Below are 26,715 nucleotides of genomic sequence, written 5' to 3' on the forward strand. Positions count from 1 at the left end.
CGCCGTACAGTCCCGCCGACACGTTTGGATACGGCAAAACAGCGTCAAAAAGCCGGATCGGCGGAGGGCATGCGCAAGGGCGTCCGCCCCACGGATGGCGGACGCCCTCGGCGTCGGTCGTGCTGGGCCGGCCCCCCTCGTGCTGGTCCGGCCCTTTGAGGTCAGGACGCCTTGGCCTTCTCGGCCGGGGCCGGCTTGGCAGCGGCGGCGGCGCTGACCGGGGAGGCGGCCTCGTAGAACTCCTCGCGGGGGTTCTCGATGGCGCCGAGCGAGACGACCTCGCGCTTGAGGAACATCCCCAGCGTCCAGTCGGCGAGCACCCGGATCTTGCGGTTGAAGGTCGGCATGGCCATGCCGTGGTAGCCACGGTGCATGTACCAGGCGAGGCGGCCCTTCAGCTTGATCTTCATCTTGCCGAAGACGATCATCGCGACGCCCTTGTGCAGGCCCAGGCCCGCGACGGCGCCCTTGTTGGCGTGCTTGTACTCCTTCTGCGGGAAGCCCCGCATACCGGAGACGACGTTGTCACCGAGGACCTTGGCCTGACGCAGCGCGTGCTGGGCGTTCGGCGGGCACCAGGCGCCCTCGCCGACGGCGAGGTCCGGGACCTGGGCGTTGTCACCGGCGGCCCAGATGTAGTCGCTGCCCTGGACCTGGAGGGTCGGGGCGGTGTCCACGTGGCCGCGCGGGCCGAGCGGGAGGCCGAACCGGGCCAGCGCCGGGTTGGGCTTGACGCCGGCGGTCCACACGATGGTGTTGGAGTCGACCTCGAGTCCGTTCTTGAGGACGACGTGGCCGTCGACGCAGGAGTCCATGGAGGTCTGGAGGTAGACCTCGACACCGCGCTTCTTGAGGTGCTCCAGACCCCACTGGCCGAGCTTCGGGCCGACCTCGGGGAGGATCTTGTCGGCGGCGTCGACGAGGATGAAGCGCATGTCCTCGCGCTTCACGTTCGGGTAGTACTTGGCCGCGTCGCGGGCCATGTCCTCGACCTCGCCGATGGTCTCCGCGCCGGCGAAGCCACCGCCGACGAAGACGAAGGTGAGCGCCTTGCGGCGGATCTCCTCGTCCGTGGTGGAGTCGGCCTTGTCGAGCTGCTCGAGGACGTGGTTGCGCAGGCCGATGGCCTCCTCTATGCCCTTCATACCGATGCCGTTCTCCGCGAGACCGGGGATCGGGAAGGTGCGGGAGACCGCGCCGAGCGCGACGACCAGGTAGTCGAAGGGCAGCTCGTACGTCTCGCCGACGAGCGGCTGGATGACGGCGACCTTGCGGTCCTGGTCGATGGTCGACACGCGGCCGGTGAGGACCTCCGCCTTGGGGAGCACGCGCCGCAGCGGAACCACGACGTGGCGCGGGGAGATGCTGCCGGCCGCAGCTTCGGGGAGGAAGGGCTGGTACGTCATGTACGAGCGGGGGTCGACGACCGTGACGGTCGCCTCGCCGTACCGCATCTTCTTGAGGATGCGGCGCGCCGCGTACAGGCCTACGTACCCACCGCCTACAACGAGGATCCTGGGACGCTCCGTGGTGCTCATGTTTCGAGTATCCAGCACCCCCTGGGGGGCACCTCGTGAGCCCCTTCACAAGCATGCTGAAGGCATCTGCTACACTCCGCCGCCCTCGTGACGGACGCCATACCAGCGGAGGGGAACCACCGAGCGGATCACGACGTTGATAGCCCCCCTGATCAGGGCTTGCCGTTGAACGCGGGAGTAGACCACGGGGTCCGCGCGGGGTCGCGCGACGCCACCCGGGCAGCTCACGATCCGGTCAGCGGCCGGGCCTGGCCGCGGAAACCGCCCCGGCCGGCCGCATCTGGCGGCTACCAGGCGTCTTTTTCATGTGAAGAGTTTCACGAACTTTCTTCGAGGCGGCTCGCGGAAGGCCCTCGAAGGGGGTTCCGCAGCCGCTCATACGTTATCTGGCCCGCTCAGGCGATGCTCCAGGCGATGCCGTCGAGGATGTCATGTTCGCTGACCACGACCTCCTGGGCGCCGGTCCGTTCCATGATCGAAAGCAGGATGAGCGCCCCCGCGCCGATCACATCGACCCGCCCCGGGTGCATCACCGGAATCCCCGACCGCTCGGCGTGGGTGGAGCCGAGCAGCCTTTCGGTGATCTCGCGGACCTGGTCGACGGTGATCCGGGAGTGATGGATCGCGGCGGAGTCGTACTCCTTCAGGCCCAGCGCGATCCCGGCCACGGTGGTGACCGAACCGGCCAGTCCGACCAGAGCGTGGCCGTCCGCGGGACGGCAGACCCGGCTGAGCGGCACGGTCCGCTCGGCGAGGTCCAGCGCCTCCGCCACATCGCGCCGTATCGCGCCGATCTGAGCCTCCGTCGGGGGGTCGGTGATCCGGCCGTCCACCACCAGGTGACGCTCGGTCAGCCGGACGCAGCCGATGTCCACACTGCGCGCCGCCCGCACCCCCTCGCCGCCCTCGACGAACTCCGTCGAGCCGCCGCCGATGTCCACCACCAGATACGGCCCCGCCACATGATCATGCCCCATGAGCTCCTTGGTGGCCCCGGTGAAGGAGAACTCCGCCTCCTGGTCCCCGGTGATCACCTCGGGCTCGACGCCCAGGATCGCCACCACCCCGCGGACGAACTCCTCGCGGTTCTCGGCGTCGCGGGAGGCGGAGGTGGCGACGAAGCGGACGCGCTCGGCGCCCAGGTCACGGATGACCGACGCGTACTCGCGGCAGGCGGCGAAGGTGCGCTCCAGGGCCTCGGGGGCGAGCCGTCCGGTGCGGTCCACGCCCTGCCCCAGCCGGACGATCTTCATCCGGCGGTCGAGCTGGTTCAGCTCCCCGGTGGCCGGATCGGCGTCGGCCACCAGCAGCCGGATCGAGTTGGTGCCGCAGTCCACGGCGGCGACGCGGGTCATGCGCTCTTCTCCTCGCCGGTCTCGCCGGTCTCGTCCCGGTGCTCGTCCCCGTGCTGATCCGTACCGCACGGGGCGACGCACGGGCCCTTGCGCCACCACTCCGGCAGCATCGCGAGGGCCTCGTCCCCGAGCGGATTGACGCCGGGACCGGCCGCGAGGGCGTGGGCGACCAGGACGTGCAGGCATTTCACCCGGTCCGGCATCCCGCCCGCGCTGGGGAAGCCCTGGAGCACCTCGATGGCGTCGCGGCGCGCGATGTAGTCCTCGTGGGCGGCGCGGTAGGCGGCGGCGAGCTCCGGATCGGTGGCCAGCCGGGCGGTCATCTCCTTCATCACGCCCCCGGCCTCCAGCGTGCCGATCGCGGACGCGGCGCGCGGACAGGTCAGGTAGTAGAGGGTCGGGAAGGGCGTACCGTCCTCGAGCCGCGGGGCGGTCTCCACGACGTCCGGATGGCCGCAGGGGCAGCGGTGCGCGATCGCACGCAGGCCCCGGGGCACACGGTTCAGCTGCTCCCGTACGGCGCGGACGTCCGCGCCGGTGGGCGCGGTGGGCTCCGTCTGGGGCGGGGGCGTATCCATGAGTGGGAAAGTTCTTCTTCTTCGTGTCGATTCGTCACCGGGGTGTCACTGACGGCCGGAGCGCGGCGCCTCAGCGGCGCGCGCTGCCCGCCCCCGGCGTGTCCGCCGCGTCCACGGCGTCCCAGAGGTTGGTGTACCACGGGCGGTGGGCCGCGCCCTGGTCGATGGTGTGCTCGGCGGAGCCGCTGCCGTCCGCCACGCTGAAGCCGGTCTCCCCCGGCTTCAGGAAGTGCAGCCGTTCCCGGGCCTGCTGCTCGGTGTAGGCGGGGTCGCGCAGCCGGGCCTTCTGCTCCCGCAGCTTCTTGACGTCCTCGCGGGCCCGCTGGGCCTCGCGCCGCTGCTCGGCGATGTCCGAGCGCTGGGAGATGTACTGCCGCATCGGATAGGCGAGCGCCACGACGAGGGAGCAGACGACCAGCGCGAGCAGCGCCGCGCGGCCGGTCAGCCGGCCCCGGCGGCGCTTGGTCCGCACGCGGTAGACCCGGGCGGCGGCGTGCTCGCCGAGCGCCTTGAGCCTGGTCGCGGTGGAGAACCGTTCCCGATCCGCCGGCACGTCGCCTCCCCGGTGATGACTTCGCTTGCGTAACGCCGTCCCCGGCCACGGTACGGGACCGCGGCCGGGGACATGCGTCAGACGGGTCCGCTCCCCGGAGGGAAGGGTCAGCCCTTGAAGCGCGGGAAGGCCGAGCGGCCCGCGTACACCGCGGCGTCGTCGAGGATCTCCTCGATGCGCAGCAGCTGGTTGTACTTGGCCACCCGCTCGGAGCGGGCCGGGGCGCCGGTCTTGATCTGACCGCAGTTGGTGGCGACGGCCAGGTCGGCGATGGTGACGTCCTCGGTCTCACCGGAGCGGTGCGACATCATGCACTTGTAGCCGTTGCGCTGGGCCAGCTCGACCGCGTCCAGGGTCTCGGTCAGCGAGCCGATCTGGTTGACCTTGACCAGCAGGGCGTTCGCGGTGTCGTTCTCGATACCGCGGGACAGCCGCTCCGGGTTGGTGACGAAGAGGTCGTCGCCGACCAGCTGGACCTTGTCGCCGAGCTGCTCGGTGATGGTCTTCCAGCCGTCCCAGTCCTCCTCGTTCAGCGGGTCCTCGATGGAGACCAGCGGGTACGCCGCCACCAGCTCGGCGTAGTACGAGGTCATCTCGGCGGCGGTCCGGGACTGGCCCTCGAACTGGTACGCGCCGTCCTTGTAGAACTCGGAGGCGGCGACGTCGAGCGCGAGCGCGATGTCCTGGCCCGGCTGGTAGCCGGCCTTCTTGATGGCCTCGACGATCAGGTCGAGGGCCTCACGGTTGGAGCCGAGGTTCGGCGCGAAACCGCCCTCGTCGCCGAGGCCGGTGGACAGGCCCCGCTCCTTCAGCACGGACTTCAGCGTGTGGTAGACCTCGGCGCCCCAGCGCAGGGCCTCGGAGAAGGACTCCGCGCCGATCGGAGCGATCATGAACTCCTGGATGTCCACGTTGGAGTCGGCGTGCGACCCGCCGTTGAGGATGTTCATCATCGGGACCGGCAGCAGATGGGCGTTCGGGCCGCCGAGGTAACGGAAGAGCGGGAGGTCGGACGCCTCGGAGGCGGCGTGCGCGACGGCCAGGGAGACGCCGAGGATGGCGTTGGCGCCGAGCGAGGACTTGTCCGGGGTGGCGTCCAGGTCGAACATCGCCTGGTCGATCAGGCGCTGCTCGGTGGCGTCGTAGCCGACCAGCTCGGGGCCGATCTGCTCGATGACGGCGAGGACGGCCTTCTCCACGCCCTTGCCGTTGTAACGGTTCTTGTCGCCGTCACGGAGCTCGAGGGCCTCGAAGGCGCCGGTGGAGGCGCCGGACGGAACGGCGGCACGGCCGGTGCTGCCGTCGTCGAGGCCGACCTCGACCTCGACCGTGGGGTTGCCTCGCGAGTCGAGGATCTCGCGAGCTACGACGACGTCGATGGACGGCACGAGGTTCTCCTTCGTATGGGTCTGCGGTAGCAGCACGAGCCTAACGGGCCGGGAGGGCTGCGCCCCGCGTTCGCCCGTCCCACGAGACGGGACGTGACACAAAAAGCCAGATTCAGGATTGAATATCCAGATTTCTCTGGAATGGGTGGCCCGCTATGCGTGAGCCCCGGCCGGGCGCGCCATGGGGCGGCACGCCCGGCCGGGGCCCGTTCTCAGCCGGCTCTCAGGCGGCTTAGCTGAGGTGCAGGCGCTGACCCGGGTAGATCAGGTCGGCCTTCTCGACGATGTCCTTGTTCAGCTGGAAGAGCTTCTTCCAGCCACCCTTGACATGGTGCGCCTCGGCGATCTTGCCGAGGGTGTCGCCGGACTTGACCTTGTACTCGCCGTCACCCTTCTTGATCGGACCGCGCGCCTGCTGACGCGCGGCGTGCTGGGACGCGGTACGGGGCTGCGCCTTCGGCTGGGCGGGCTTGGCGGCCGGGGCCGACTCGGTGGAGGTTCCGCCCTGCGCACCGGAAGACGTCGAAGGAGCGGCGGGCGCCGAGGGTGCGGACGGGCTGCCGCCGGCGGTCAGGCCCTTGCCGCAGACCGGCCAGGCACCCTTGCCCTGGCTGCCGAGGACCTTCTCGGCGATCTGTATCTGCTGGCCCTTGCTGGCCTTGTCCGCGGTGGGGGCGAACGCGGTACCGCCGTAGGCGGCCCAGGTGGAGCTCGAGAACTGCAGACCGCCGTAGTAGCCGTTGCCGGTGTTGATCGACCAGTTACCACCGGACTCGCACTGCGCGACCTCGTCCCACTGAGAGGTGGTGGCCGCGGAGGCGGAGGTGGCCCCGATGAGCGGTGCCGCCACGGCGGCGCCGGCCAGGCCGGTGAGCGCGGCGATACGGGTGGCCTTGGAGGGGCGGCGGTGCTTCCCGTTGGACTTGAGCATCGTTGGTTCGTTTCCTCACCGACGCCTACGAGGTGAGCTGTCGGGTTCGGACGTGAGTTGCCCGGCCGGTCGCGATGGTCGCGTCCGGCTTCACCCCTAGCCGACGAGCCCGTGTCCACAGGCCACTCGGCACCTACCTTGGGTCCCCCGCTCCTGCCTTCGGCGCTGACGCGTCGGTTCCCCCCGACCGCCGGCAGGATTCGGCGTGACGATCGACGGTGCCCGCGGTGGCGAGCGGGAAGACGGTAAACACACCTCCGGAGAAGGTTCAAACACCCCAATCGCAGTGAATGGGGCTGTAATTGATCTCACCCGGCCCACATCAGTGCAGGTGGGCCGGGTGGGGAGGGATCGGACACGCGGTGCGGCCCGGAAAATGTGACGAGATGTATGTCTCACCGGAACCAGATCGGGCAATTCACCCCGAATCACTGCTCCCTGATGGTGAGGTCAAGGCGCTGACCAGGAAGGATCAGGTCGGGGTCGATGCCGATGAGGTCCTCGTTGTCTTCGTAGAGCCCTTGCCAACCACGGCTGACGTTCTGGTCCTCGGCGATCCCTGACAGGTTGTCACCGGGTCGAACGGTGTAGGCGTCGCCCGTGGGGTCCTGGGTGCGGTCCGCGCCATCGCGGGAGGCGTGGCGCCCGGAGGGCCGCGCGTCCCCCGAACCGCCGTCACCGGCCCGCTCCCCGGCGTCCTGGGCGCCACGATGGCGGCCAGTGGGCGCGGGGTCGGCGGAGGAGTCCCCCGCGGACCCCTTCGAGCCCTCGTCCGCGGGCCCGCCCGAGGGCTCGTCGGCGGGCTCGTCCGCGGGCTTCTTCGAGGACTCGCCCGCAGGCTCCTTCGAGGACCCCTCGGAACCGCCCGAAGCGGAGCCGTCCGACGCCGAGCCGTCCAGTCCATCGGAGGACCGCGAGGCGTCGGACGTGTCCGGCCGCTCGGCCGACCCGGACGCGTCCGACCCCCCGGAGCCGTCGGACCGGCCCGCTCCCGGGGCCGGGTCCGCCTCCGGATCCGTCTCCGGGGTGGCCGTGCGGCCGGGGTTCACATCGGGGGCGTCGGCACTGCCGGTGAGTCCGGTACCCAGTGAACAGTTCGGCCAGGCGCCGGGCCCGCGGTCGCCGAGGATCGACTCGGCGACGGATATCTGCTGGGAGCGGGAGGCCAGGTCGGGGCGCGGGGCGTACTCCGTGCCGCCGTACTTCTTCCACAGGTCGAGGGTCAGCCGCAGTCCGCCGTAGAAGCCGTCGCCCTCGTTGGCGCTCCACATGCCGCCGCTCTCGCATTCGGCGACCCGGTCCCAGGTGTCGGCGTCGGCGGCCTGCGCGCCGGCCGCCCCGAAGAGGGGCATGGCGATGCCCGCGCCCGTGACCCCCGCCGCGACGACGATGGCCGGAGCCTGACGGGGGCGACGGTGTCGACCATTACCGGAACGCATGCGATTGACCTCTCCTGTGGCGAATCGGTTGCCGGTGAACATAGCGACGGCACACGATCATCACAAGGCGATGTATCCCAGGTCACGCCGCGATCACGTGGCTGACCTTTCGTCACCTTTGCCGGGCCGTACGGGTCTTGCCGACCTCACTGGGCCCCGGAGTTCCAGGTCACCGGCAGGGTGCGCAGCCCGCGCATGATGAGCCCGCCGCGCCACCGCAGGTCCTCCGGGTCCGCCGCGAGCCGCAGTCCGGGCAGGCGCCGCAGCAGGGTGCCGATCGCGGTCTGGGCCTCCAGCCGGGCCAGCGGGGCGCCCAGACAGTAATGGATGCCATGGCCGTAGCCCAGGTGCTGGTTGTCGCGGCGGGTGAGGTCGAGGACGTCGGGCGCCTCGAACCGCTCGGGGTCCCGGTCGGCGGCGGCGAGCACCACCAGCACCGGCTCCCCCTCGGCGATGCGCTGCCCCCCGAGGGTGAGCGGCTCGGTGGCGAACCGCCAGGTGGCGATCTCCACCGGCCCGTCGTAGCGCAGCAGCTCCTCGACCCCGGCGGCCAGCAGCCGCTCGTCCCCTTCTGTCAGGGCCCGCTGCATGAGGGCGCGCTGCTCGGGATGGCGCAGCAGTGCGTAGACGCCGTTGCCGATGAGGTTGACGGTGGTCTCGAATCCGGCGAACAGAAGGATGAAGGCCATGGCCGCGGCCTCGTTCTCGGTGAGGTGCTCACCGTGGTGGCCGGCCCGGATCAGACCGGAGATCAGATCCTCCCCGTCCCCTTCTTCTCTCCGCTCTCCTTCTTCCTGCCGCTCCGCGAGCTCCAGCCGCTTGCGGTGGATCAGCTCGGCGAGATACGCCCGGATCCGCTTCACGGCGCGGGCCACCCCACCGCGCGGGCCCCCGCCGTGCCGGATCATCGTGCCGGCCCAGTCGCGGAAGTCGTCCTGGTCCTCGCGCGGCACCCCGAGCAGATCGCAGATCGCATAGATAGGGAGAGGGAAGGCGAACTCATGGATGAGGTCCGCCTCTCCCCTCTCCTCGAAGGCGTCGATGAGCTGGTCGGTGAGGGTCCGCACCCGGGGGGCGAACGCGGCCACCCGGCGCGGGGTGAAGGCCTTCGACACCAGCCGCCGGAGCCGGGTGTGGTCAGGGGGATCGATATTGAGCAGATGTGTCATCAGCTCCGCGCGCCGTTCGCCTGGAATGCCCACCTTGCCCTTGGCGTGGGCCGCCGCGCTGTGCCGCTGGGGGTTCTTCGAGAGCCGGGGATCGGCCAGTGCCTTCCTGGCATCGGCGTAGCGGGTCACCAGCCACGCCTCGACACCGCTGGGCAGCGTGGTCCGGTGAACCGGGGCGTGCTCGCGTAGCCAGGCGTAGGCGGGGTAGGGATCGGTGGCGAACTCCCAGGTGAAGAGGGTGGGAGCGGAGCTGTCACGGGGCTGTTCCGACACCCCCCGACGATACCGGCCGAGACTCACCTCTCCGATATACCCCGTTATCCGAAATAACGGAACAACGGAAAAAAGAGGAATAAAAGAAACAACGGGGATAAAGGGAACGCGGCCGCCGTCGACAGGTTGAGCGCTGAGCGGAATTACCCCTTCATCTCCACACATCCTTCACAGTTCATCCACAGGTCGAGGCGAATGCCCGGATATCTGATGGCTGCGGCCATCGCCCGGCGGGCGCCCGCGCCGCCCCGCCAGAAGACCCCGGAACACGCTCTGACGTCGGCCAACGCGGCGAACGGGCGGTGTGGCTGAAACAGCGTCAGGTGAATGAATGGGACTGGGGCACATGCGCGGGGCCCCCTGTCGCCGGTGATACGATCACCGCGCTTGCCAGGCGAGCCAAGGGCGCGTAAAAAACACGGCGATCCGGCACAACAGCCGAGAGGATCCCCACTCTGAGGAGCATTATGCCGCCAGTCGGGCATACGGAGTCGTTCCGGCGACGCACCGACGCCTGCGCGCTGCCGTCGGCAAGACGAGTGCGATGTCCCCGAAACCCGCGGACGCCGTACGGTTGCTGACTTACCGCCTCTCAGACACCTTCCAGTTTGACAATGCACCACACCTCCCTAAAGTCCCTGGCGGTCTAGTCGTTTAAAGAGAGTCTTAATGACGCAATATCTACAGGATCCAGCACTCTGGGCCCTGATCGCTGGCACGCCTCTCGCCGCAACCGCCATTATTCGCGGGCGAAAGGCGCAAGCGACTCTGCGCCAGGAGAAGGCGGAGCTCGAGAAACGCACGACCGACCTCGAGAACAACTACGCCGAGGCGGTGCAGGAGGCTCATAACCGGGCCGAGGAAGCCACCAAGAGCGCGCTGAAGTCCGCCATGCGTACGCTCCAGGGTCTCGCCAACGAGCAGCAGCTGGCCATCTCCAAGACCCAGGAAAAATACGGCGAGCACCAGCTCCTCCAGGACCTCCTGGAGATCGACCACATGAACTCGCAGTTCGGACGCCGTGCGCAGTCCATCGCGGTTCTCTGTGACGGCTGGCTGGGCCGTCAGCGGGCCGTCGCCTCGGTGTACGACGTGGTGCGCAGCGCCAAGGGCCGCATCCGTCACTACACCCGGGTGGAAATCCGCTCGCAGAGCAACTTCGCCCTGGTCAGCCGGGTCGTGGAACCGGTCGCACTGGCGCTGGCCGAGCTGCTGGACAACGCGACCAGTTACTCCGCGCCCGACTCGCCCATCGACATCACCATCCGCACCGTGCCCAAGGGCGTCTGCGTCATCATCGACGACGCCGGCGTCGGCATGAACGAGGAGGAGAAGAACCGGGCGGACAAGCTGCTCTCGGCCACGCACGCCACCGGTGTGACAGGACTCGGCAATCCGCCGCAGTTCGGTTTCGCGGTGATCGGTGTACTGGCCGCGCGCTACGGCTTCACGGTGTCCGTCGATTCGGCCTCTCCCTACGGTGGTGTACGCGCGGTCGTACTTCTTCCCGAGGACCTTCTGACCAATATGCCCGAGCCGGCAGAGCAGCCAACGACTTACATTCCCGCCGCGGCCGAGCAGCCGCAGGTGAGCGGCCCCATGGGCGCCTCCACTGTGAGCGGCTCCACCGCCGGGGGCCTGCCCAAGCGCCGCCGCAAGGGCTCGATTTCCATCGTTCCCACGGCGGATTCCACCAGTGCCCCGGCCCGGACGAGCGAGCAAACCGCTTCTATCATGGGCGCCTTCCAGCGCGGCACTCAGTCCGGACGCTCAGCAGCAAACCCGAACAGGGAAGGGCATGATCCTCAGTGAACAACGACCTGTCATGGATGCTTGAGAGCGCCCTGGAAGTGCCAGGGGCTCGTCATGCGATCCTGGTTTCCGCCGACGGTCTGCTGATGGCCCGTTCTCAACAGGTCGCGAAGGACGAGGCCGACACCGTGGCCGCGGCGATGAGCGGCATCCAGTCGCTGAGCCGCACCATGGCCGGCTTCTGCGGTGGTCCCAATATGACGTGGCGCCAGACCCTGGTCGAGTTCGACGGTGGCTGGGTCTTCCTCATCTCCGCCGGTGAGGGCGCGTACCTGGCGGTCTCCTCCGCCCCGGATGTCGACATGGCCGACATCACCTTCCGGATGCAGCAGCTTGTCGGGCAGCTCGGCAAGGCGCTGACCACACCGCCTCGCGAAAACACCGGTATTCAGGCATGACAGCACCAGGCGAGCAAGAGCCCGAGTCCGCTGGATTAGTGCGACCGTACGTCATCACCAACGGTCGAGGGCTTCCGGAGAATGACCAGTTCAACCTGATCACACTGGTCACCACGTCCGAACAGAGACAACCCAGTCATCTCGACCCGGAGAAGCGCAGGCTCCTTGAGCTGTGCTCGGGTGGTTATCTCTCGGTTGCCGAGATCGCGGGTCATATGGGGCTTCCGATCGGCATCGTGAAGGTTCTGCTGTCCGACCTCTCGGCGGACGGCTACCTCGTCACCCGCGCGCCCGCGCCGCCCGCACAGCTTGTCGATGTTTCGCTCCTTCAGGAGGTGCTGGATGGGCTCCAGGCCCGTTTCGGATGACGACGTCTATCTCAACGAAGCGGTGCAGATCGCGGCCAAGATCCTGGTCGTGGGGCATTTCGCGGTGGGAAAGACGACGTTCATCGGCACCATGTCGGAGATTCCGCCGCTGCGCACCGAGGAGCGGATGACGCAGGCCGGTGCCCATGTCGACGACCTCATGGGCACCCGGGGCAAGACCACCACCACGGTGGCCATGGACTTCGGCCGTCTCACGCTGAGCGACAGACTCGTCCTGTACCTCTTCGGCACGCCCGGACAGGAGCGCTTCGTCCAGGTGTGGGAGGACATGACCCGAGGCGCCCTCGGGGCACTGATCCTCGTCGATCCCGAACGGCTCAAGGAATCCTTCCCGGTGATCGACCTGGTGGAGCACTACGGGCTTCCCTACGCGATTTCCGTCAACCACTTCGACGGTACGCCGGTCCGCCCCGACGAGGAATTGCGCGAGGCGCTCGATCTGCTGCCCGATACTCCCATCGTCACCTGTGACGCACGTGACGAGAAGTCGTCGGCCAACGCCTTGATGACGCTTGTCCGTTACCTACAGGAACGTACCCGCTAGGAGCACGTCATGACCCAATCGGACTTCCCGGCCCCGCCACCGGGTTGCCCAGCCCACCGCGGGGGTGAGCGGGTGCCGCTGCACGGGCCCGAGTTCGCGGCCGACCCGTACGCGTTCTACGCGCATCTGCGATCGTACGGGCCGATCGCGCCGGTCGAGCTGTCCCCCGGCGTGAACGCCATGCTCGTCACGGACTACTCGGCGGCCCTCCAGGTGCTCCAGAACCCGGACTCCTTCGCGAAGGACGCCCGTCGTTGGCGGGATTACAACGAGGGCAAAGTGCCGCAGAGCAGTCCGGTTGTGCCCATGCTGGGATATCGCCCGAACTGTCTGTTCACCGACGGTGCGGAGCATATGCGACTGCGCCAGGCGGTGACGGAGAGTCTGGCCGGGGTGGACCCGCACTGGCTGAGCCGCCATGTGGAGCAGGTCGCCTCCTATCTCATCGCCCAATTCAGCGCCCGCGGCACCGTGGATCTGCTGAACGACTACGCCAAGATGCTGCCGCTGCTGGTCTTCAACGAGCTTCTGGGCTGTCCGCCGGAAATCGGTGACCGACTGGTCTTCGGCACCTCCGGGATTTTCGACGGCGGGGTCGACGCGGAAAAGGCCAACGAGGAGCTGACACAGGGCCTCATCGAACTCGTCGCGCTCAAGCGGCGCCAGCCGGGCGACGACGTCACCTCCCGGCTGATGCAGCACAGCGCCAAACTGAGCGACGAGGAGATGGTTCATCAGCTCGTCATGCTCATCTCGGCGGGTACGGAACCGCAGCGGAACCTCATCGCCAACGGGCTCTACCTACTGCTGTCCGACGAGCGGTATTCGGGCGGTGGGCTGCTGGTCGAGGACGCCATCGACGACGCCCTGTGGAACCAGGCGCCGATGGCCAACTATGCCCCGCACTATCCGGTGCAGGACATGGAATTCGGCAACGCGCACCTCGACGCCGGCGATCTGGTTCTCATCAGCTTCGCGGCGGCAAATACCGATCCGAAACTCTCCTCGTCCCGCCAGGTCCTGAGCAAGCGGGCCCATCTCGCGTGGAGCGCGGGACCGCACGCCTGCCCGGCCAAGGACTCCGGTCAGCTCATCGCGGTGACGGCCATCGAGAAGCTGCTCAACCAGCTCCCCGACATCGAGCTGGCGGTGCCGGTGGACAGCCTGACCTGGCGTCCGGGCCCGTTCCACCGAGCGCTTGCCGCGCTGCCCGCCCGTTTCGCCCCGGTGCAGCCCCGGCGGACCGCCGCGGCCCCGCCCGGACCGCGGCAGACTCCTCCTTCGGTCACCCCGCAGAGCCGGTCCCACGGAAAGCCGGAGAAGAGCGGCTGGTGGAGCTCCTTCCTGTCATGGTGGAGGGTGTGACGTTGTCCACAATTCGAACTTATTTCACTGTGAATGAACGTTCAATCGCAGGGGTAGAACCAACCGCGGATTCGCGTGATCCATACATCACTCTCGGTAATACACGCGAAATAAGATAAAGCGGTCCGGGGTGTTGTGGACTTGAAGGAGTCATTGTGGGATTTGTCGCTGCCGACACCACTGTCGACCGACGTTCCGTGGTTTCACTCATGTCCCGTCTGCGCTCATCGCGAGGACAGTCGAACCCCTACTCCATCTATACGAAACTCAGGGCGATGGGAGATGTCGTACCCGCGCCCTGGGGCGGTTATCTACTTCTCTCACATGAGCTCTGCGACCATGTGCTGCGCAGTAGGAAATGGGCCACCTTCGACGCCGAATGGCGGGCGCGACAAGGTGGCGGAACCCGCTGGGACGCGCCTGCCTCAATCATGCTCAGCCAATCTCTTCAGGGACTGAATCCGCCGGTGCACACCATGCAGCGGCGGACCCTGGGGAATGTATTCGACAATGCCACCCTTGGCGCTCTGCGGGGCCCGGTCACGCGCATCGCCGAGACACTGCTGGACCGACTGGCGGAGCAGCTGCGCACCGCCAAGGAAGCAGATTTCGCTACCACGGTCGGCGAGGAAATGCCAGCGGCGACAATCAGCCACTGGCTGCGTCTCCCGGAATCCGATCACGACCTCCTCAAGGCACTGACCCACGGTCAGGGCCTCGCCCAGGAACTCCTGCCCTCCAAAAGCCAGCTCGCCCAGGCGAACGAGGCCGCCGAGGGCCTGCGCACGTACTTCACCCCGCTCATCTCGGAGCGCCGACGGACCCCCGGGGACGATGTCCTGTCCCGCTGGATCCGCGTCTGGGACGAGATCGAGCCGGACCGCGCCGTCGCCGATGAGATCCTCTTCCACCTGGTGATGTTCATCGTCATCGCCTCGTTGGAGACCACCTCGACCCTGCTCTCCAACATGGTGTGGGTGCTCGATCAGCACCCCGCGGTCCTGTCCTGGCTGCGGTCCCACCCGGAGCAGGTGCCGCGGGCCGTCGAGGAAGTGCTCCGCTACGACCCGCCGATACATCTGACCACCCGCGTCGCCACCGAGGACACCGTTCTCGGCGGCTTTCACATATCGAGGGACGAGGTGGTGCACGTGATGCTCGCGGCCGCCAACCACGACCCGGCCCACCACCCCTCCCCCGAGACGTTCGACATCCAGCGCACCGAAAGTCATCTCGCTTTCGGCGGTGGAATCCATTACTGCATCGGAGCGGCCCTGGCCCGTTTGGAGGCCACGGTTCTGCTGACGTCCCTCATCAGGCGTTTTCCAACCCTTCGGGTCAGCGTTCCGCCGGTATGGGAGCCGCGGGTCGCCTTCCGGCGGCTCACCGCGCTGTACGTGACCGAGCGCTGAAAGGCGCCGAGGGAGAGAACGAACATGGCGAGGGACTTCAAAACTCTGCACGTTTCCGGCGACGGACCGGAACTGCACGTGGAACTCAACAGTCCGGAAACCGGCAACGCCATCAGCGAGGAAATCCTCGACGATCTCCTTGCGGTGCTGGAGGAAGTACACGATCGGCCGGACATCCGCGTGGTCGTGCTCTCCGGTGCCGGGCCCGATTTCTGCCTGGGCGGAGACCGCGGGGAATTCACCGGACAGCTCGCCGAGGACCCCACCGGATCGGGTCTGCGGACCATAGGCGGCAAGGCACACAGAGTACTCGACGCGCTCGCCACCACCACCGCCGTCACCATCGCCCGGCTGCACGGACAGGTCATGGGTGCGGGTCTGGCCCTCGCCCTCTTCTGCGATCTGCGCATCGGCGCGTCCGACAGCCGTTTCCGACTGCCCGAACTCGCCCTGGGCCTGCCTGCCGCCTGGGGCGGTTCGCTGCCGCGGCTGCTGCACGAGGCGGGCGCCGCCCGGATCCGGGAACTGATTCTGACCGGGAACAGCTTCGACGCCGTCCGTGCCGAGCAGCTGTCCATCCTCCACCGGGTCGTTCCCGAGGCCGGGCTGGACGACGCGATCGCAGAGTGGTCCCGACCCGTGATACGGCGCTCCGCCACCGCCCTGCGCGCCACCAAGGCGCTGCTGAACTCCTACTCGGCCGCCTCCCGGCTCGGCGACACGACCCTGCTGGACGCCGAGTTGCTGACGGCCGTGGTCGCGGCCGGTCGTCGGCAGTAAGGGTTCCCCCGCTGATCATGCCCCGCGCTCAGCCGTTGCCGAACGAGCCGCTGCTGCCCTCGGTCCAGGTCGGCCGGCCCTCGCTGCCGCCCTTGCCGGAGTCCCTGGTCCCGGAGCCGCCCAGCTGGTACGGGAGCCGACGGCCGGCGTCCCGGTCCAGCTCATCCGGCTCGCGGTTCTGGGTGACGTAGCCGACCCGGTCCTCCTCGTCCTGGTGCCCCGGGCCATGGCCCGCCGCCCGCGCCTCGTGATCGGCCTCCTGGGCCTTCTGCCAGGCACCGGCGCGGCGCTGCGGTCGCTGCGGCGGGACCGGTTCGCGGGCCCGTAGCCGTATCCCCCACCACACGGCCCCGAAGCACAGGATGACGACCACCAGGCCGACGACGAACGGACCCGTCCCGACCAGCAGGTCCCGGGTCACGGCGAGATCCTCGGTGTACGTATCCATGACGGCCGGGTACCCGGACCCGCCCGGATATCACTCCGGCCCCGCGCACGTCACATCACGCCCCGCGCCTCACTCCGTCGCGGAGCCCTCCGCCGCCCGTATCGCGTCCCGGTAGGTGCGGGCCGCCGCGCGCAGCGCCGCCTCCGGGTCCACGCCGTCCGCCTCGGCGCGCACCGCGAGCGCCAGCAGCTCGTAGCCGATGCCCGCGCCGCCCGGCAGGGCCACGTCGAGCCCGGCCGTCCGGGCGCGGGAGGCGAGCTTGGCGGTCAGCGCGAGCGCGGGCTGACCGAGCGGCACCCCTTCGGTGACCGAGGCGCGCTGCTTCTCGACCGCCTTGGTACGCAGCCAGTGCCGCTTGACGTCCTCGGGGGTCTCCGCGGACTCGTCGCCGAAAATGTGCGGATGGCGGTGGATCAGCTTGTCCACGATGCCGCCCGCCACATCGTCGATCGAGAACGGGTGCTCGGGGTCGTCCTGGGCGATCCGGGCGTGGAAGACGACCTGGAGCAGCACATCGCCGAGCTCTTCGAGCAGCGCCTCACGGTCGCCCTCCTCGATGGCCTCGACGAGTTCGTACGCCTCCTCGATGCCGTACTTGACCAGCTCCTCGTTGGTCCGGGTGCCGCTCCACGGGCACTCGGCCCGGATCCGGTCCATGACCTGCACCAGATCGAGCAGCCGCGCGCCCGGCAGATCGTAGGAACCGGGCAGCAGCTCCAGGTCCGGCATCGCCTCCCGGCCCGAGCCGGCCAGCCGCGCCAGTCCGTCGGTCAGCTCGGACTCGCCCTCGGCGGAGGTGATCACCACGGCCGTACGGCCGCCCTCGGCCAGGCAGTAGTCGACCAGTTCGCGGGCGGCCGGGGAGCCCGGCGCCACCTCGACGCCCGCCTCCCGCAGATACGGCAGCTGCGGGTGGTCCGGATCGCCGGACAGCACCCGGTCGGCGCCGCGCAGCGCCTGCCAGGCGGCCCAGGACAGCAGCCCCGGTGCCACCCGGTGGCTGGTGGTGAGGAGGATGATGCGCCCGGTGGTGGCGGCGTCGGCGGCGGGGACGGACGAGTCGGCTGCGGTCACCCTTGCAACGTAACTTACGCCTGCTCCGGGGTGTCGCCGGAGGTGCGCAGCCAGGCCTCCTTGGCGAGGACGGCGGTGCCCTGGGTGTTGTCCCACTTTCCGTAGCGGGGGTTCACGCGGATGTCGAGGGCCTTGGAGGTGCGGGTGAACACCTCGTTGACCTTGGCGGTGCCGAGCTTGCGCAGCAGGGCGTTGCGCGTGAGGTCCATCCGGACGGCCTCGTCGATCTGGCCGGGGGCGATGCCCTGCTGGAGGTACAGGGCGCGCAGGGCGGCGGCCCCGCCGCTCTGCGCCTCGGCGGCGGCGCGGGCGCGCTGCACCTCACGGCGGGTGGGGTTGATCCCGTTGTCCTCGCCGGCCCGCTCGATCACCCGGAACTGGATCATCCGGATCAGTGTGTCCTGGCTCAGCCGGCCGCTGCCCGCGATCGTCTGAGCCGCCCTCGGGTCGTTCCGCTGCGCCTCCCGGACGTCCTTGACCTGCGCCTGGAGCTCGGACACGGTGATCCGGCCGCCGTCCAGGACGGCCGCGGCGCCCGGCCGCGGGGCGTCGCCGCACGCGGTGAGCACGGGGGCGGAGAGGAGGAGGGCGGACGCGGCGGAGACGGTGAGCGCAGTACGGCGGCGGATCATTGAGCCTCCCGGCAGAGATCGTGCGGCGCGACAAACGATCTGGCGTTGATCGATGGTATGGAGTCGGCGCGGCCTAGGCCACTGCTTGGACAACGATTCACCGCGGTCTTGGTCAGCCGCCGCCCGCCGTCCGCCGCCCGGATCGGCCCCCGGCCCGCCTCAGCCGCGCACCTGGCCCAGCCACTCCAGCGTCCGCCGGACCTCCTCGGGGAAGGGGTGGTGCGGTCCGTGCAGCCGCTCCGCGTCATGCAGGAGGCGGACGAGGGTGTCATGGGCCGCCGGGCGGTCGCCCAAGGACAGCAGCAGATGGCCGATGCGGCGGCGGACGTCCAGGGGCTGGGCGGGGTCGGCGGCGGCGTACTGCTCGAAGTAGGGCAGCAGACCGCGGTATTCATGGAGCGCGGCGGCCGATTCGCCCAGCTGCTCCAGGCACTGGGCGGCCTCGTAGCGGAACTGCAGCGACTGGCGCGGGGCCTGCGGTCCCGCCTCGGCGGCGTACTCCTCGGCCAGCCGGCGCAGTTCGGGCAAGGCGCGGCGGTACTGCCCGTCGTCCATCAGCGTCGCGGCGTACTGCCTGCGCAACGACCGTACGACGGCGGAGCGCTCGCCGTGCTCGGCGGCGGCGGCCGGGAGGACGGCCCCGAGGATGTCCACGGCCTGGGTGATCCGGCCCTGGTCGAGCAGGCGCTTGACCTCCTCCACGGCCGCGGCGAGATCCGGCCGCCCGGCCGCGTCCGCGGGACGCGGCGGCGGTACGGGGACGGCGGAGGCGAACCCGGGGCGCTCCGGGCGGTCCGGCCAGGGCGCGTGCGGGCGCGCGAAGGGGCGCGTGGGGTCCATCGGCCCGGTGGCCGGGCCGGTGCCGTGGTCCGGCCGGGGCAGCAGCGGTGCCAGCGCCCGGTAGACCTCCTGGGCATCGGCGGGCCGGGCCTGCGGGTCCTTGGCGAGCAGCCGCAGCACCAGCGTCTCCAGCGCCTCTGGCACCTCGGGGCGGATCCGCCGCACCGGGACCGGGGGCTCGTAGAGATGGCGGTGGAGGACGCCGAGGGCGGTGGAACCGGAGAAGGGCACGCTGCCGACGAGGAGTTCATGCAGCAGCACGCCCAGCGCGTACAGATCGGTGTACGGACCGACGGTGCCGCCCATGGCCTGTTCGGGCGCCATATAGGCGGGGCTGCCGATGGGCGACCCGGTGTGGGTGAGACGGGTGGTGTCGGCGTCCAGGACGGCGGCGACGCCGAGGTCGAGGACGGTCACCGCGCCATCGGGGCGGACCATCACGTTCCGCGGTTTGAGGTCGCGGTGGACGATCGGCACCGCGTGCACGGCGGAGAGCACCGCGCACAGCTGGGCGGCGACGCAGACCGCCCAGGGCCACGGGTAGGGGTCGTGCTCGGCAAGGTGGTCGGCGAGATCGGCGCCCTCGACATGGCTCATGACGAGGTAGAGGTCCTCATCGTCACTGCCCGCGTCGTGCACGGTGACCAGACCGCGGTGGTCGACCTGCGCGGTGACGCGGCACTCCCGGACGAAGCGGCGGCGCAACTCGTCCACGGCGTCCGCCCCGCCGCCGTCGGAACCGGGGCCCGCCATCCGGTCGGCGCGCAGCAGCTTGACGGCGACCCGGCGGTCCAGTCTGCGGTCGTACGCGGTCCACACCTGGCCCATACCGCCCTGGCCGAGGAGGGTGGCCAGCTCATAGCGGTCGGCGATGACGCGTCCGTTCAACGGCCCTGCTCCTTGCGGAGGTAGTCGCTCAGCTCATCGAGTTCGGCCCGGACGCGGTCGATGCGCTGGGGCCGGAGTGGCTGTTGCGGCTGTTGCGGCTGTTGCGCTTGTTGCTGCTGTTGCGGCTGAGAGTACGCCGGGGGGTGGGGCTGCCGCGGGACGAAGCCGTACGGCGGCGGTGCGGGCGCGTAACCGGGCGCCGGGAAGGGGGGCGGAGGCGGCGCGGCGACGGGCCCCCGGGCCACGCGGTGGTGCCGGATGTCGGCGATCAGATAGTGCGCGCTGACCCCGGCGGCCAGGCAGAACAGCACTGCCAGGGAAATGTACCCGAGCGTGCCCGGCTCGTCGTCCGGCCCGGTGCCGAGCTGCACCAGGGCCGCCATGACCAGCGCGCAGCTGACCCAGAACAGCACCCAGTCGAGCGGCCGGCGGCGCAGAATGGCGATCCGCAGCATCGCGGTCCAGGACAGGATGCCCAGGCTCAGCACGGTCACGGTCACCAGGACCACCCGCAGGAGGACCACCAGCGCGGTGGTGGCGGGGCGGGGCTGCGGCGGCGCGGGGAGATGGCCGTGCATTACTGCTCCTGGAAGGGCCTGATGCCAAGGCATGCGAGGGAGTGCTGACGCCGAGAGGCGACACGGGGTGCTGACGCCTTTTGAGCGTATACATGGACACGGCGGACCGAGCCCGGGTTGTACCGATCTCTGACGTGATTGGTCGTGGAATCGTGATCAATGGGGCTCGACGGTGCCGTCCGCGAGCCCGTCGTACAGTCCCCGCACCAGCTGCTCGCCCAGCCGGGCCGCGTGCCGCAGGGACTCCTCGAAGGAGGCCAGGGTGCGGTAGCGCTCCCCGTAGCGCCGCTGCTCGGCGAGGGGCAGCCGGGGCAGCCGCAGCCGCCGGACGTCGAGCCGGGTGGCGGTGGAGGCGTAGCTGCTGGCCTGCCGCTGGTTGGCGCTGCCCCGCAGATATCCGGCCAGGAACCAGGGGTCGAGCGCATCGGGGTCGGGCCGCAGCAGGCTCAGATTGCGCCCCAGCGCGGCCCCGGCGGTGGACTCGTCCACGACCCGGGCGACGGTGCCGCCGCCGATCAGCGGGACGACCACATCGCCGGGCTCGGTCAGCACGGGCTCCTCCCCCTCGGCCCCCTCTCCGGCGGAGCCGCTGGGGCCGGTCGCGGCCAGTACGTCCTGTTCGGTGAGGACGGGGAGGGAGCCGCCCGCCGCCGTCGTACCGCTCTTGAGCACGAGGGCGCCCGCGCGGGCGAGTTCGCCGACCGTGGTCATCGGCCGGCGGTCGGCGGCGGTCTGCTCGGCGCGGGGCCGGACGGGCGCGGCGGGGGTGAGCTCGGCGGTGCGGGTCAGGGTGGCGGTGAGCCGGTCCCGTACGGCGGCGAGTTCGGCGATCCCGCCGCCCGCGGCGGGCGGCGGGAGATGGCGGGCCGGGGCCAGGTCCACGTCGTCGTCGAGGAGTTCGATGACCGGCAGGACGCGGCACACTCCGGGCCGTTCGGGGGCGGCGCCCTCGCGGTCGAAGGCGTGCCAGGCGTCCAGGACGGTGGTCCGCACGGTCTGCCAGGGCAGTTTGCCGCGGCCGGACGGGGGGACGGCGGCACCTTGCGCGGCGGGACCCAGCGTGGCGGCGCCGGGCGCGGTGGGGCCCTCGGCCGGGGCCGCGACCGCCGCCGCGGCGTCGACGAGCAGGACGTGCGGGGCCGGGGGCTGTCCGGCCCCGGGGCGCCGCAGCACCCACAGGTGCAGCGGGATACCGTACGGCGGCGCCGCCCCGGCAGGCAGCGCCACGACGGCCCGCAGCGCGCCGCGCCGCAGCAGATCGGCGCGGATACGGCGGCCGGAGCGGCGGGAGGCGGCGGCGGGGGGCATCAGCAGAACGGCGGTGCCGCCGTCCCGCACATGGGCCAGGGCGTGCTGGACCCAGGCCAGCTCGGACTCGGTCCGGGCGGGGAAGCCGTACTCCCAGCGCGGGTCGTAGGCGAGTTCGTCATGGCCCCAGTTGCGCTCGTTGAACGGCGGATGGCAGACGACGGCGTCGACGGCCGTCCCCGGGAAGGCGTCGGCCCGCAGACTGTCTCCCCCGGCCACCCGCGCACGGGCGTCGGTGCCCAGCGCGAGCCGCAGCGCGGTGAGCGCGGCGAGGCCGGGGTCCCGCTCCTGTGCGTACACGCTCGCCGCCGCCCCCGCGGCCCCCAGCAGCCCCCCCGTCCCCGAAGCGGGATCGAGCACGGAACCGGCGGTGCCCGCACCGGCAGCCGGCGCGTCCGGCGCGCCGCGTCCGCCGGACGCCCCCTTCCCGCCAGGGGCCGCGGCCGCCCCTTGCCCCGGAGTGAGGCCCGCCAGTGCGGCCATCAGGGCGGCGGGGCCCGGCGGGGTGAGGGTGTACTGCCGGGGGTTGGCGTCCAGATGGCGGCCCAGCAGGAATTCGTACGCCTCGCGCGGGCCGAGTTCCGCGGCGAGCTCCGCCGCGCCGCGCAGCAGCGGCACCGTGGGGCCGAGCCCGGCCGGGTCCGGGAGGCACACCGGGTGGGTCTCGCCGAGCCGTGCGGTCAGGGCCGGGGCGAGGGCGACGGGCAGCATTTCGGCCAGCTGCTCATCGGCACCCTCGCTCAGCCGCCGCCAGACCGCGGGCCGGTCCCTGACCAGCAGGAGGACGGCTCCGACCTGGCACAGCGCGGCCGCGCCGCCCGCTGGATGCCCGGTGAGCAGCTGCCAGACGCGTTCGCGCAGCGGGACCTCGGCGAGCTTGCCCTGGGCGCGCAGCCAGCGCTCGATGTCGCCGAGCGCGAAGGTCGGGCTGGTCTCGGTGCCGCCCACCGGCTTGGGGAAGTCGGCGTGGCGGCGGCGCCAGTTGCTGACGGCGGCGCGGCCCACCCCGGCGAGCCGGGCGATGCCCGCGGCGGTCACCTCTGCTGCGTTGTCCGGCACCTGGCTGACTCCGTCCCGTGGTGCTGCTGTGGTGGCCCAGCATACCGACGATCAGTACACGCGGACCGGTTCACACCGTGAATCCTGTCTCCAACATTTCTATTGTTGACTCGGTTCACAAGCTCTGATCTTATGGGCCCATCGCACGAGGCTCACCACCGACCGCCCAGCACCCGAAAGGTGTCGATCCGCCATGTCTCAGCAGCGGAAGCAGAAGAACTGGTTCGCCCGGCACAAGGTGCTCACCGGCGCCGGTGCGCTCATCACCGTCATCGCCCTGGGCAGTGCCGTCTCGGGCGCCGGAAGCGGCGACGACAAGGGCAACGGTCCGGACACGGCCGCCTCGTCCGCCGACGGCGGCTCCGGCAAGCACGGGAAGGAGGCCAAGGAGGCGGAGCCGAAGAAGACCAAGGCCGCCTTCAGCGGCGACGGCACGCTCCAAGTCGGCACCGACGTCAGACCGGGCACCTACAGAACCACCGGCAACAGCGGCGGCATGTGCTACTGGGAGCGGGCCAAGGACTCCTCCGGGGAGCCCGACGCCATCCTCGCCAACGACAACGTCACCGGCAGCAGCTATGTGACGATCAAGGCCAGCGACAAGATCTTCACGTCACAGGGGTGCGAGGACTGGGAGGCCGTCCCCGCGACCGCCTCCGGAACCCCGAAGACCGAGATGGCCGGCGACGGCATGTACCGGATCGGCGCGGACATCGCCCCCGGCACCTACAAGTCCACCGGCAACGGCTCCGACAGCGGCTGCTACTGGGAGCGGAACAAGGACGCCCTGCACGGCATCGAATCGATCATCGCCAACGACAACGTCTCGGGGAACGCCATCGTGACCATCGGCGCCCAGGACGGCTATTTCAAGACCAACGGCTGCGAGAACTGGAAGAAGACGGGCTGATGCGCTCCATCACGATCCTGGCGGCACTGTGCGCCGCCACCGCCCTCACCGCATGCGGGACCGACCAGCGCGAGGACACCTCGGACAAGGGATCCGCCACGGCCGCGGAGACCAAGGCCGCCGAGGGCATCACCGCCCTGACCGGCCCGCAGATCATCAACAGGGCCATCAAGACCACCAAGTCGGCGACCTCCCTGACCATCGACATGGACGGCATCGTCGACGGCGACCCCGTGAAGTACCACATGTCCTCGGACAGCAAGGGCGAGTGCACCGGCAGCATGACCATCGGCGACGGCACCGTCCGCCTGATCAAGACCGGTCACACGGCCTATATGAAGTACGACGCGGCCTTCTGGCGTGCGCAGGGCGGTGCGGACGGCGAGGCCGCGGCCAAGATGATCGGCGACCGCTGGACCAAGGCCGACGCCTCGGGCGCGGACGCCAAGGACCTCACCGCCATGTGTGACTCCGACCAGCTGCTCGCCGGGTTCTCGGCCGCCGACAACATCGCGCGCAAGGGCAGGGCCGCCACCGTGGACGGCCGGTCCGCGATCACGGTCACGGAGTCGGACGGCGACGAGACCTACACCGCCTATGTCGCCACGGAGGGCAAGCCGTACCTCCTCAAGCTGGTGACCAAGGGCGGCAAGGAGCCCGGCACGCTGCGGTTCGACGACTTCGACCGGCCCGTCGAGGCGAAGGCCCCCACCGGGGACATCGTCGACCTCGACACCCTCGGCGACTGACCGGAGTCTGGCCGGTCCTCCCGCGCGCTACGGCCGCCGGCTAACGCCCGCCCGAGCGCGCGGGCAGCTTCGTCGTGGGGCAGCCGCGCAGCACCCGCCGCATCGCGTCCTTCTCGGCCGAGGTCACCCACAGCCCGTACGCCTTCTTCACCGCCACCTGATGCGCCACATAGTCACAGCGGTACGCCGTGTTGGGCGGCAGCCAGGTCGCCGCGTCGCCGTCTCCCTTACGGCGGTTGGCGGAGGCGTCCACGGCGATCAGGTTGAGCGGATCGTTGGCGAACGCCACGCGCTTGTCCCGGTCCCACTTCTGGGCGCCCTTCTGCCAGGCGTCCGACAGCGCGACCACATGGTCGATGTCCACCTTGCTGCGGCCCCGCACGAACCGCACGGAGCGGCCGGTGTACGGGTCGTCGGTGAGCGTGCCCGAGGCGACCAGGCAGTGGCCGTCGCGGAACTTCACGTCCGTCAGATCCCGCTTGAGGATGTCCTCGCGGGTCCCGCAGCCGTTGTCGTCGGTGTCCACCCAGGAGCTGCCGAACTCGTCGCGCTCATAACCGGTCTTCGGCGCACGCCCCTTGACTGTGAGAGAGGACACAGCCGACAGGGCCGATCCGGACACCGTGGCCCCGCCACCGCCCCCGCCTTTGTCCCCCTCCTGGTCACCGGCCGCGCAGCCGCCGACCGCCAGCAGCGCGGCCAGCAACGCCGCGGAACCCCGCACCGGTATGCGAACCCGTCCCCGCAACCTTCCCGCCCCCTTCGCGTATCTTTTCGCACAGACCGCCCACACGATAAGGACCCTGGATGGACACGGCCGCAACCGCTCCGCCCGGCACCGGCGCCGAGGGGGCGACCGCCGTCACCACGGGACGTACCCGGCCGCTCACCCGGGCGGCCGCGCTGCGGCACCCGAGGGCCGACCCGTACTGGCTGGCCCTCGCCCTCTTCGCCGCCTTCACGGCGCTGTCGGTCTGCCGCTACCGCCGCATGGCCACCATGTCCTGGGACCTGGGCATCTTCGAACAGGCGATACGGGCGTACGCGCACTTCCAGGCCCCCATAGCCGACCTCAAGGGCCCCGGCGCCAATATCCTCGGCGACCACTTCAGCCCCATCACGGCGCTGCTCGGACCCGTCTACCGGCTCTTCCCCGGCCCCGTCACCCTGCTGGTCGCGCAGGCGGCGCTGTTCGCCGTCTCCGCCGTCCCCGTCACCCGCGTCGCCGCCCGGCTGCTGGGGCGCGGCCGGGGGCTCGCGATCGGCATCGCCTACGGGGTGTCCTGGGGCATCCAGCGCGCCGTGGACTTCGACTTCCACGAGATCTGCTTCGCCGTCCCGCTCATCGCCTTCTCCCTGGAGGCGGTGATCCGCCGGCGCTGGTACGCGGCGATGCTGTGGGCCGTCCCGCTGGCCTTCGTCAAGGAGGACATGGGCGCCACGGTGGCCGCGATCGGCGCCGTCATCTGGCTCCGCGCCCGGCGCGACGGCGAGCGCGGGCCCCGTGTCGCCCCGCTCGCCGTCGCGCTGATGGGCTTCGGCGTCCTGGTCTCGGCGCTCGCGCTCGGCGTGGTCATCCCCGGCTTCAACGGCGCCGGTTCGTACGACTACTGGGACAAGGTCGGCAGCGGCGGCCCGCAGACCGGCACGATCCCGTTCGGCACCGCGCTGCGCACCCTGCTGTGGATCCTGCTGCCGACCACCGGTCTGCTGGCGCTGCGCTCCCCGCTGCTGCTGGCCGCCGTGCCCACCCTCGGCTGGCGCTTCGTCTCCCACGACGACCACTACTGGGGCACGGACTGGCACTACAGCGCGGTGCTGATGCCGATCGTCCTGCTGGCCCTGGTGGACGCCCTGGACCGCAGCCGGGACTCCGCCCGGCCCTGGCTCGCCTCCTACGCCCGCCAGCTGCCCGCCGCGGTGTGCGGCGCGGCCCTGGCGCTGTCGTCCGCCATGCCCCTGTACGAGCTCACCAGGAGCGCCACCTACGAGAAACCGGCGCAGGTCGGTGCGGTGGAGCGGCTGCTGGACCGGATTCCGGACGGGGCGACGGTGGAGGCCAACGTCGGGCCGATAAGCCGGCTCACCAGCCGCTGCCGGGTGCTGTGGGTCGGCGCCACCCAGGGCATACAGCCGGACTACATAGCCCTTCAGGAGCCGCCCGAGCGCACCGCGCGGCAGGTGGTGGAGTACGCCGGACAGCTCCACCCGGGCACGCGGTACACGGCCATCGGCTCCACGTCCGGCTATTTCGTCCTCAAGCGGGGCTGAGCCGGGCTCCGGGCCGGCCGGACCGGCCGCGCGC

Annotated in this window: 25 protein-coding genes and 1 riboswitch; of the genes, 10 read left to right on the forward strand and 15 right to left on the reverse strand. The window is 70.3% G+C overall.

Going from position 1 to position 26,715, the window contains the following annotated elements:
• Positions 1-161 precede the first annotated feature (161 nt).
• The 8 genes from PS467_RS17680 to PS467_RS17715 all read right to left on the reverse strand — a co-directional run bounded on the left by PS467_RS17680 (position 162) and on the right by PS467_RS17715 (position 9,224).
• Positions 162-1,538, reverse strand: coding sequence for an NAD(P)/FAD-dependent oxidoreductase (locus tag PS467_RS17680; RefSeq protein WP_268972529.1), 1,377 nt, complete (start codon positions 1,536-1,538; stop codon positions 162-164).
• Between the two features lie 395 nt (positions 1,539-1,933).
• Entirely contained in the window at positions 1,934-2,893 is a 960-nt protein-coding gene (locus PS467_RS17685; RefSeq protein ID WP_311036104.1) for a Ppx/GppA phosphatase family protein, read from the reverse strand.
• Positions 2,890-3,471 (reverse strand): DUF501 domain-containing protein, encoded by a 582-nt coding sequence (locus tag PS467_RS17690; RefSeq protein ID WP_311036105.1) that lies wholly within the window; start codon positions 3,469-3,471, stop codon positions 2,890-2,892. Before PS467_RS17690 ends, PS467_RS17685 begins: the two co-directional genes overlap by 4 nt.
• A gap of 70 nt (positions 3,472-3,541) precedes the next feature.
• Positions 3,542-4,024 carry an FtsB family cell division protein gene (locus PS467_RS17695; protein ID WP_311036106.1) on the reverse strand — a complete coding sequence of 161 codons (483 nt, stop codon included), beginning with the start codon at positions 4,022-4,024 and terminating at the stop codon, positions 3,542-3,544.
• Positions 4,025-4,131: 107 nt separating this feature from the next.
• Complete coding sequence (eno, locus tag PS467_RS17700) at positions 4,132-5,412, reverse strand: phosphopyruvate hydratase (protein WP_268972533.1); 1,281 nt, start codon at positions 5,410-5,412, stop codon at positions 4,132-4,134.
• Between the two features lie 232 nt (positions 5,413-5,644).
• Entirely contained in the window at positions 5,645-6,343 is a 699-nt protein-coding gene (locus tag PS467_RS17705; protein WP_311036107.1) for a transglycosylase family protein, read from the reverse strand.
• Between the two features lie 7 nt (positions 6,344-6,350).
• A riboswitch (cyclic di-AMP (ydaO/yuaA leader) is annotated at positions 6,351-6,518 on the reverse strand.
• A 253-nt stretch (positions 6,519-6,771) separates the two neighbouring features.
• A complete protein-coding gene (locus PS467_RS17710) occupies positions 6,772-7,782 on the reverse strand; it encodes a transglycosylase family protein (RefSeq protein ID WP_311036108.1) in 1,011 nt (336 codons plus the stop codon).
• Between the two features lie 146 nt (positions 7,783-7,928).
• The gene (locus PS467_RS17715) at positions 7,929-9,224 is read right to left on the reverse strand and encodes a cytochrome P450 family protein (protein WP_311036109.1); all 1,296 of its coding nucleotides are present in this window, start codon (positions 9,222-9,224) and stop codon (positions 7,929-7,931) included.
• 669 nt (positions 9,225-9,893) lie between these two features.
• Here PS467_RS17715 and PS467_RS17720 point away from each other — a divergent pair.
• From PS467_RS17720 to PS467_RS17750, 7 genes are all read left to right on the forward strand, one after another.
• Entirely contained in the window at positions 9,894-11,036 is a 1,143-nt protein-coding gene (locus tag PS467_RS17720) for a sensor histidine kinase (RefSeq protein ID WP_268972537.1), read from the forward strand.
• A complete protein-coding gene (locus PS467_RS17725; protein ID WP_268972538.1) occupies positions 11,033-11,434 on the forward strand; it encodes a roadblock/LC7 domain-containing protein in 402 nt (133 codons plus the stop codon). Before PS467_RS17720 ends, PS467_RS17725 begins: the two co-directional genes overlap by 4 nt.
• Complete coding sequence (locus PS467_RS17730) at positions 11,431-11,802, forward strand: DUF742 domain-containing protein (RefSeq protein ID WP_268972539.1); 372 nt, start codon at positions 11,431-11,433, stop codon at positions 11,800-11,802. Before PS467_RS17725 ends, PS467_RS17730 begins: the two co-directional genes overlap by 4 nt.
• On the forward strand, positions 11,777-12,367 hold the full coding sequence (locus tag PS467_RS17735) for a GTP-binding protein (RefSeq protein WP_268972540.1): 591 nt from the start codon (positions 11,777-11,779) through the stop codon (positions 12,365-12,367). The genes PS467_RS17730 and PS467_RS17735 overlap by 26 nt, the downstream gene beginning before the upstream one ends.
• Before the next feature lie 9 nt (positions 12,368-12,376).
• Complete coding sequence (locus tag PS467_RS17740) at positions 12,377-13,732, forward strand: cytochrome P450 (RefSeq protein WP_311036110.1); 1,356 nt, start codon at positions 12,377-12,379, stop codon at positions 13,730-13,732.
• 275 nt (positions 13,733-14,007) lie between these two features.
• Positions 14,008-15,144 (forward strand): cytochrome P450, encoded by a 1,137-nt coding sequence (locus tag PS467_RS17745; RefSeq protein ID WP_432280598.1) that lies wholly within the window; start codon positions 14,008-14,010, stop codon positions 15,142-15,144.
• 24 nt (positions 15,145-15,168) lie between these two features.
• The gene (locus PS467_RS17750; RefSeq protein WP_268972542.1) at positions 15,169-15,924 is read left to right on the forward strand and encodes an enoyl-CoA hydratase/isomerase family protein; all 756 of its coding nucleotides are present in this window, start codon (positions 15,169-15,171) and stop codon (positions 15,922-15,924) included.
• Positions 15,925-15,952: 28 nt separating this feature from the next.
• On the opposite strand, the gene PS467_RS17755 is transcribed toward PS467_RS17750, so the two are convergent.
• The 6 genes from PS467_RS17755 to PS467_RS17780 all read right to left on the reverse strand — a co-directional run bounded on the left by PS467_RS17755 (position 15,953) and on the right by PS467_RS17780 (position 22,751).
• On the reverse strand, positions 15,953-16,372 hold the full coding sequence (locus PS467_RS17755; protein WP_268972543.1) for a DUF6479 family protein: 420 nt from the start codon (positions 16,370-16,372) through the stop codon (positions 15,953-15,955).
• A gap of 69 nt (positions 16,373-16,441) precedes the next feature.
• Positions 16,442-17,446 carry a nucleoside triphosphate pyrophosphohydrolase gene (locus PS467_RS17760; protein ID WP_311036112.1) on the reverse strand — a complete coding sequence of 335 codons (1,005 nt, stop codon included), beginning with the start codon at positions 17,444-17,446 and terminating at the stop codon, positions 16,442-16,444.
• Positions 17,447-17,460: 14 nt separating this feature from the next.
• A complete protein-coding gene (locus PS467_RS17765) occupies positions 17,461-18,078 on the reverse strand; it encodes a SurA N-terminal domain-containing protein (RefSeq protein ID WP_311036113.1) in 618 nt (205 codons plus the stop codon).
• A 159-nt stretch (positions 18,079-18,237) separates the two neighbouring features.
• A complete protein-coding gene (locus PS467_RS17770) occupies positions 18,238-19,806 on the reverse strand; it encodes a protein kinase domain-containing protein (protein ID WP_311036114.1) in 1,569 nt (522 codons plus the stop codon).
• Entirely contained in the window at positions 19,803-20,384 is a 582-nt protein-coding gene (locus PS467_RS17775) for a hypothetical protein (protein ID WP_311036115.1), read from the reverse strand. Before PS467_RS17775 ends, PS467_RS17770 begins: the two co-directional genes overlap by 4 nt.
• Before the next feature lie 156 nt (positions 20,385-20,540).
• Positions 20,541-22,751: an N-6 DNA methylase gene (locus tag PS467_RS17780; protein ID WP_311036116.1), complete on the reverse strand. Its 2,211-nt coding sequence runs from the start codon at positions 22,749-22,751 to the stop codon at positions 20,541-20,543.
• A 193-nt stretch (positions 22,752-22,944) separates the two neighbouring features.
• On the opposite strand from PS467_RS17780, the gene PS467_RS17785 reads away from it, so the two are divergent.
• The gene (locus PS467_RS17785; RefSeq protein ID WP_268972550.1) at positions 22,945-23,661 is read left to right on the forward strand and encodes an Rv1352/Rv1906c domain-containing protein; all 717 of its coding nucleotides are present in this window, start codon (positions 22,945-22,947) and stop codon (positions 23,659-23,661) included.
• Positions 23,661-24,410 carry a hypothetical protein gene (locus PS467_RS17790; protein ID WP_311036117.1) on the forward strand — a complete coding sequence of 250 codons (750 nt, stop codon included), beginning with the start codon at positions 23,661-23,663 and terminating at the stop codon, positions 24,408-24,410. The genes PS467_RS17785 and PS467_RS17790 overlap by 1 nt, the downstream gene beginning before the upstream one ends.
• A gap of 40 nt (positions 24,411-24,450) precedes the next feature.
• Here the strand turns inward: PS467_RS17790 and PS467_RS17795 are convergent, their stop codons facing one another.
• Positions 24,451-25,140: an HNH endonuclease family protein gene (locus PS467_RS17795; RefSeq protein ID WP_311039889.1), complete on the reverse strand. Its 690-nt coding sequence runs from the start codon at positions 25,138-25,140 to the stop codon at positions 24,451-24,453.
• A 77-nt stretch (positions 25,141-25,217) separates the two neighbouring features.
• On the opposite strand from PS467_RS17795, the gene PS467_RS17800 reads away from it, so the two are divergent.
• Positions 25,218-26,681 carry a DUF2079 domain-containing protein gene (locus tag PS467_RS17800; RefSeq protein WP_268972553.1) on the forward strand — a complete coding sequence of 488 codons (1,464 nt, stop codon included), beginning with the start codon at positions 25,218-25,220 and terminating at the stop codon, positions 26,679-26,681.
• The last annotated feature ends 34 nt before the right edge of the window (positions 26,682-26,715 follow it).

Source organism: Streptomyces luomodiensis, assembly GCF_031679605.1.
GTDB classification, from domain to species: domain Bacteria; phylum Actinomycetota; class Actinomycetes; order Streptomycetales; family Streptomycetaceae; genus Streptomyces; species Streptomyces luomodiensis.

What these genes read in the sequence shown, in the direction of transcription:
- PS467_RS17775 (WP_311036115.1), bottom strand. Translation starts at nt 20,384, where the DNA reads ATGCACGGCCATCTCCCCGCGCCGCCGCAGCCCCGCCCCGCCACCACC.
- PS467_RS17790 (WP_311036117.1), top strand. Translation starts at nt 23,661, where the DNA reads ATGCGCTCCATCACGATCCTGGCGGCACTGTGCGCCGCCACCGCCCTC.
- PS467_RS17745 (WP_432280598.1), top strand. Translation starts at nt 14,008, where the DNA reads ATGGGAGATGTCGTACCCGCGCCCTGGGGCGGTTATCTACTTCTCTCA.
- PS467_RS17710 (WP_311036108.1), bottom strand. Translation starts at nt 7,782, where the DNA reads ATGCGTTCCGGTAATGGTCGACACCGTCGCCCCCGTCAGGCTCCGGCC.
- PS467_RS17705 (WP_311036107.1), bottom strand. Translation starts at nt 6,343, where the DNA reads ATGCTCAAGTCCAACGGGAAGCACCGCCGCCCCTCCAAGGCCACCCGT.
- PS467_RS17740 (WP_311036110.1), top strand. Translation starts at nt 12,377, where the DNA reads ATGACCCAATCGGACTTCCCGGCCCCGCCACCGGGTTGCCCAGCCCAC.
- PS467_RS17720 (WP_268972537.1), top strand. Translation starts at nt 9,894, where the DNA reads ATGACGCAATATCTACAGGATCCAGCACTCTGGGCCCTGATCGCTGGC.
- PS467_RS17750 (WP_268972542.1), top strand. Translation starts at nt 15,169, where the DNA reads ATGGCGAGGGACTTCAAAACTCTGCACGTTTCCGGCGACGGACCGGAA.
- PS467_RS17690 (WP_311036105.1), bottom strand. Translation starts at nt 3,471, where the DNA reads ATGGATACGCCCCCGCCCCAGACGGAGCCCACCGCGCCCACCGGCGCG.
- PS467_RS17735 (WP_268972540.1), top strand. Translation starts at nt 11,777, where the DNA reads ATGGGCTCCAGGCCCGTTTCGGATGACGACGTCTATCTCAACGAAGCG.
- PS467_RS17765 (WP_311036113.1), bottom strand. Translation starts at nt 18,078, where the DNA reads ATGATCCGCCGCCGTACTGCGCTCACCGTCTCCGCCGCGTCCGCCCTC.
- PS467_RS17800 (WP_268972553.1), top strand. Translation starts at nt 25,218, where the DNA reads ATGGACACGGCCGCAACCGCTCCGCCCGGCACCGGCGCCGAGGGGGCG.
- PS467_RS17730 (WP_268972539.1), top strand. Translation starts at nt 11,431, where the DNA reads ATGACAGCACCAGGCGAGCAAGAGCCCGAGTCCGCTGGATTAGTGCGA.
- PS467_RS17685 (WP_311036104.1), bottom strand. Translation starts at nt 2,893, where the DNA reads ATGACCCGCGTCGCCGCCGTGGACTGCGGCACCAACTCGATCCGGCTG.
- PS467_RS17755 (WP_268972543.1), bottom strand. Translation starts at nt 16,372, where the DNA reads ATGGATACGTACACCGAGGATCTCGCCGTGACCCGGGACCTGCTGGTC.
- PS467_RS17680 (WP_268972529.1), bottom strand. Translation starts at nt 1,538, where the DNA reads ATGAGCACCACGGAGCGTCCCAGGATCCTCGTTGTAGGCGGTGGGTAC.
- PS467_RS17785 (WP_268972550.1), top strand. Translation starts at nt 22,945, where the DNA reads ATGTCTCAGCAGCGGAAGCAGAAGAACTGGTTCGCCCGGCACAAGGTG.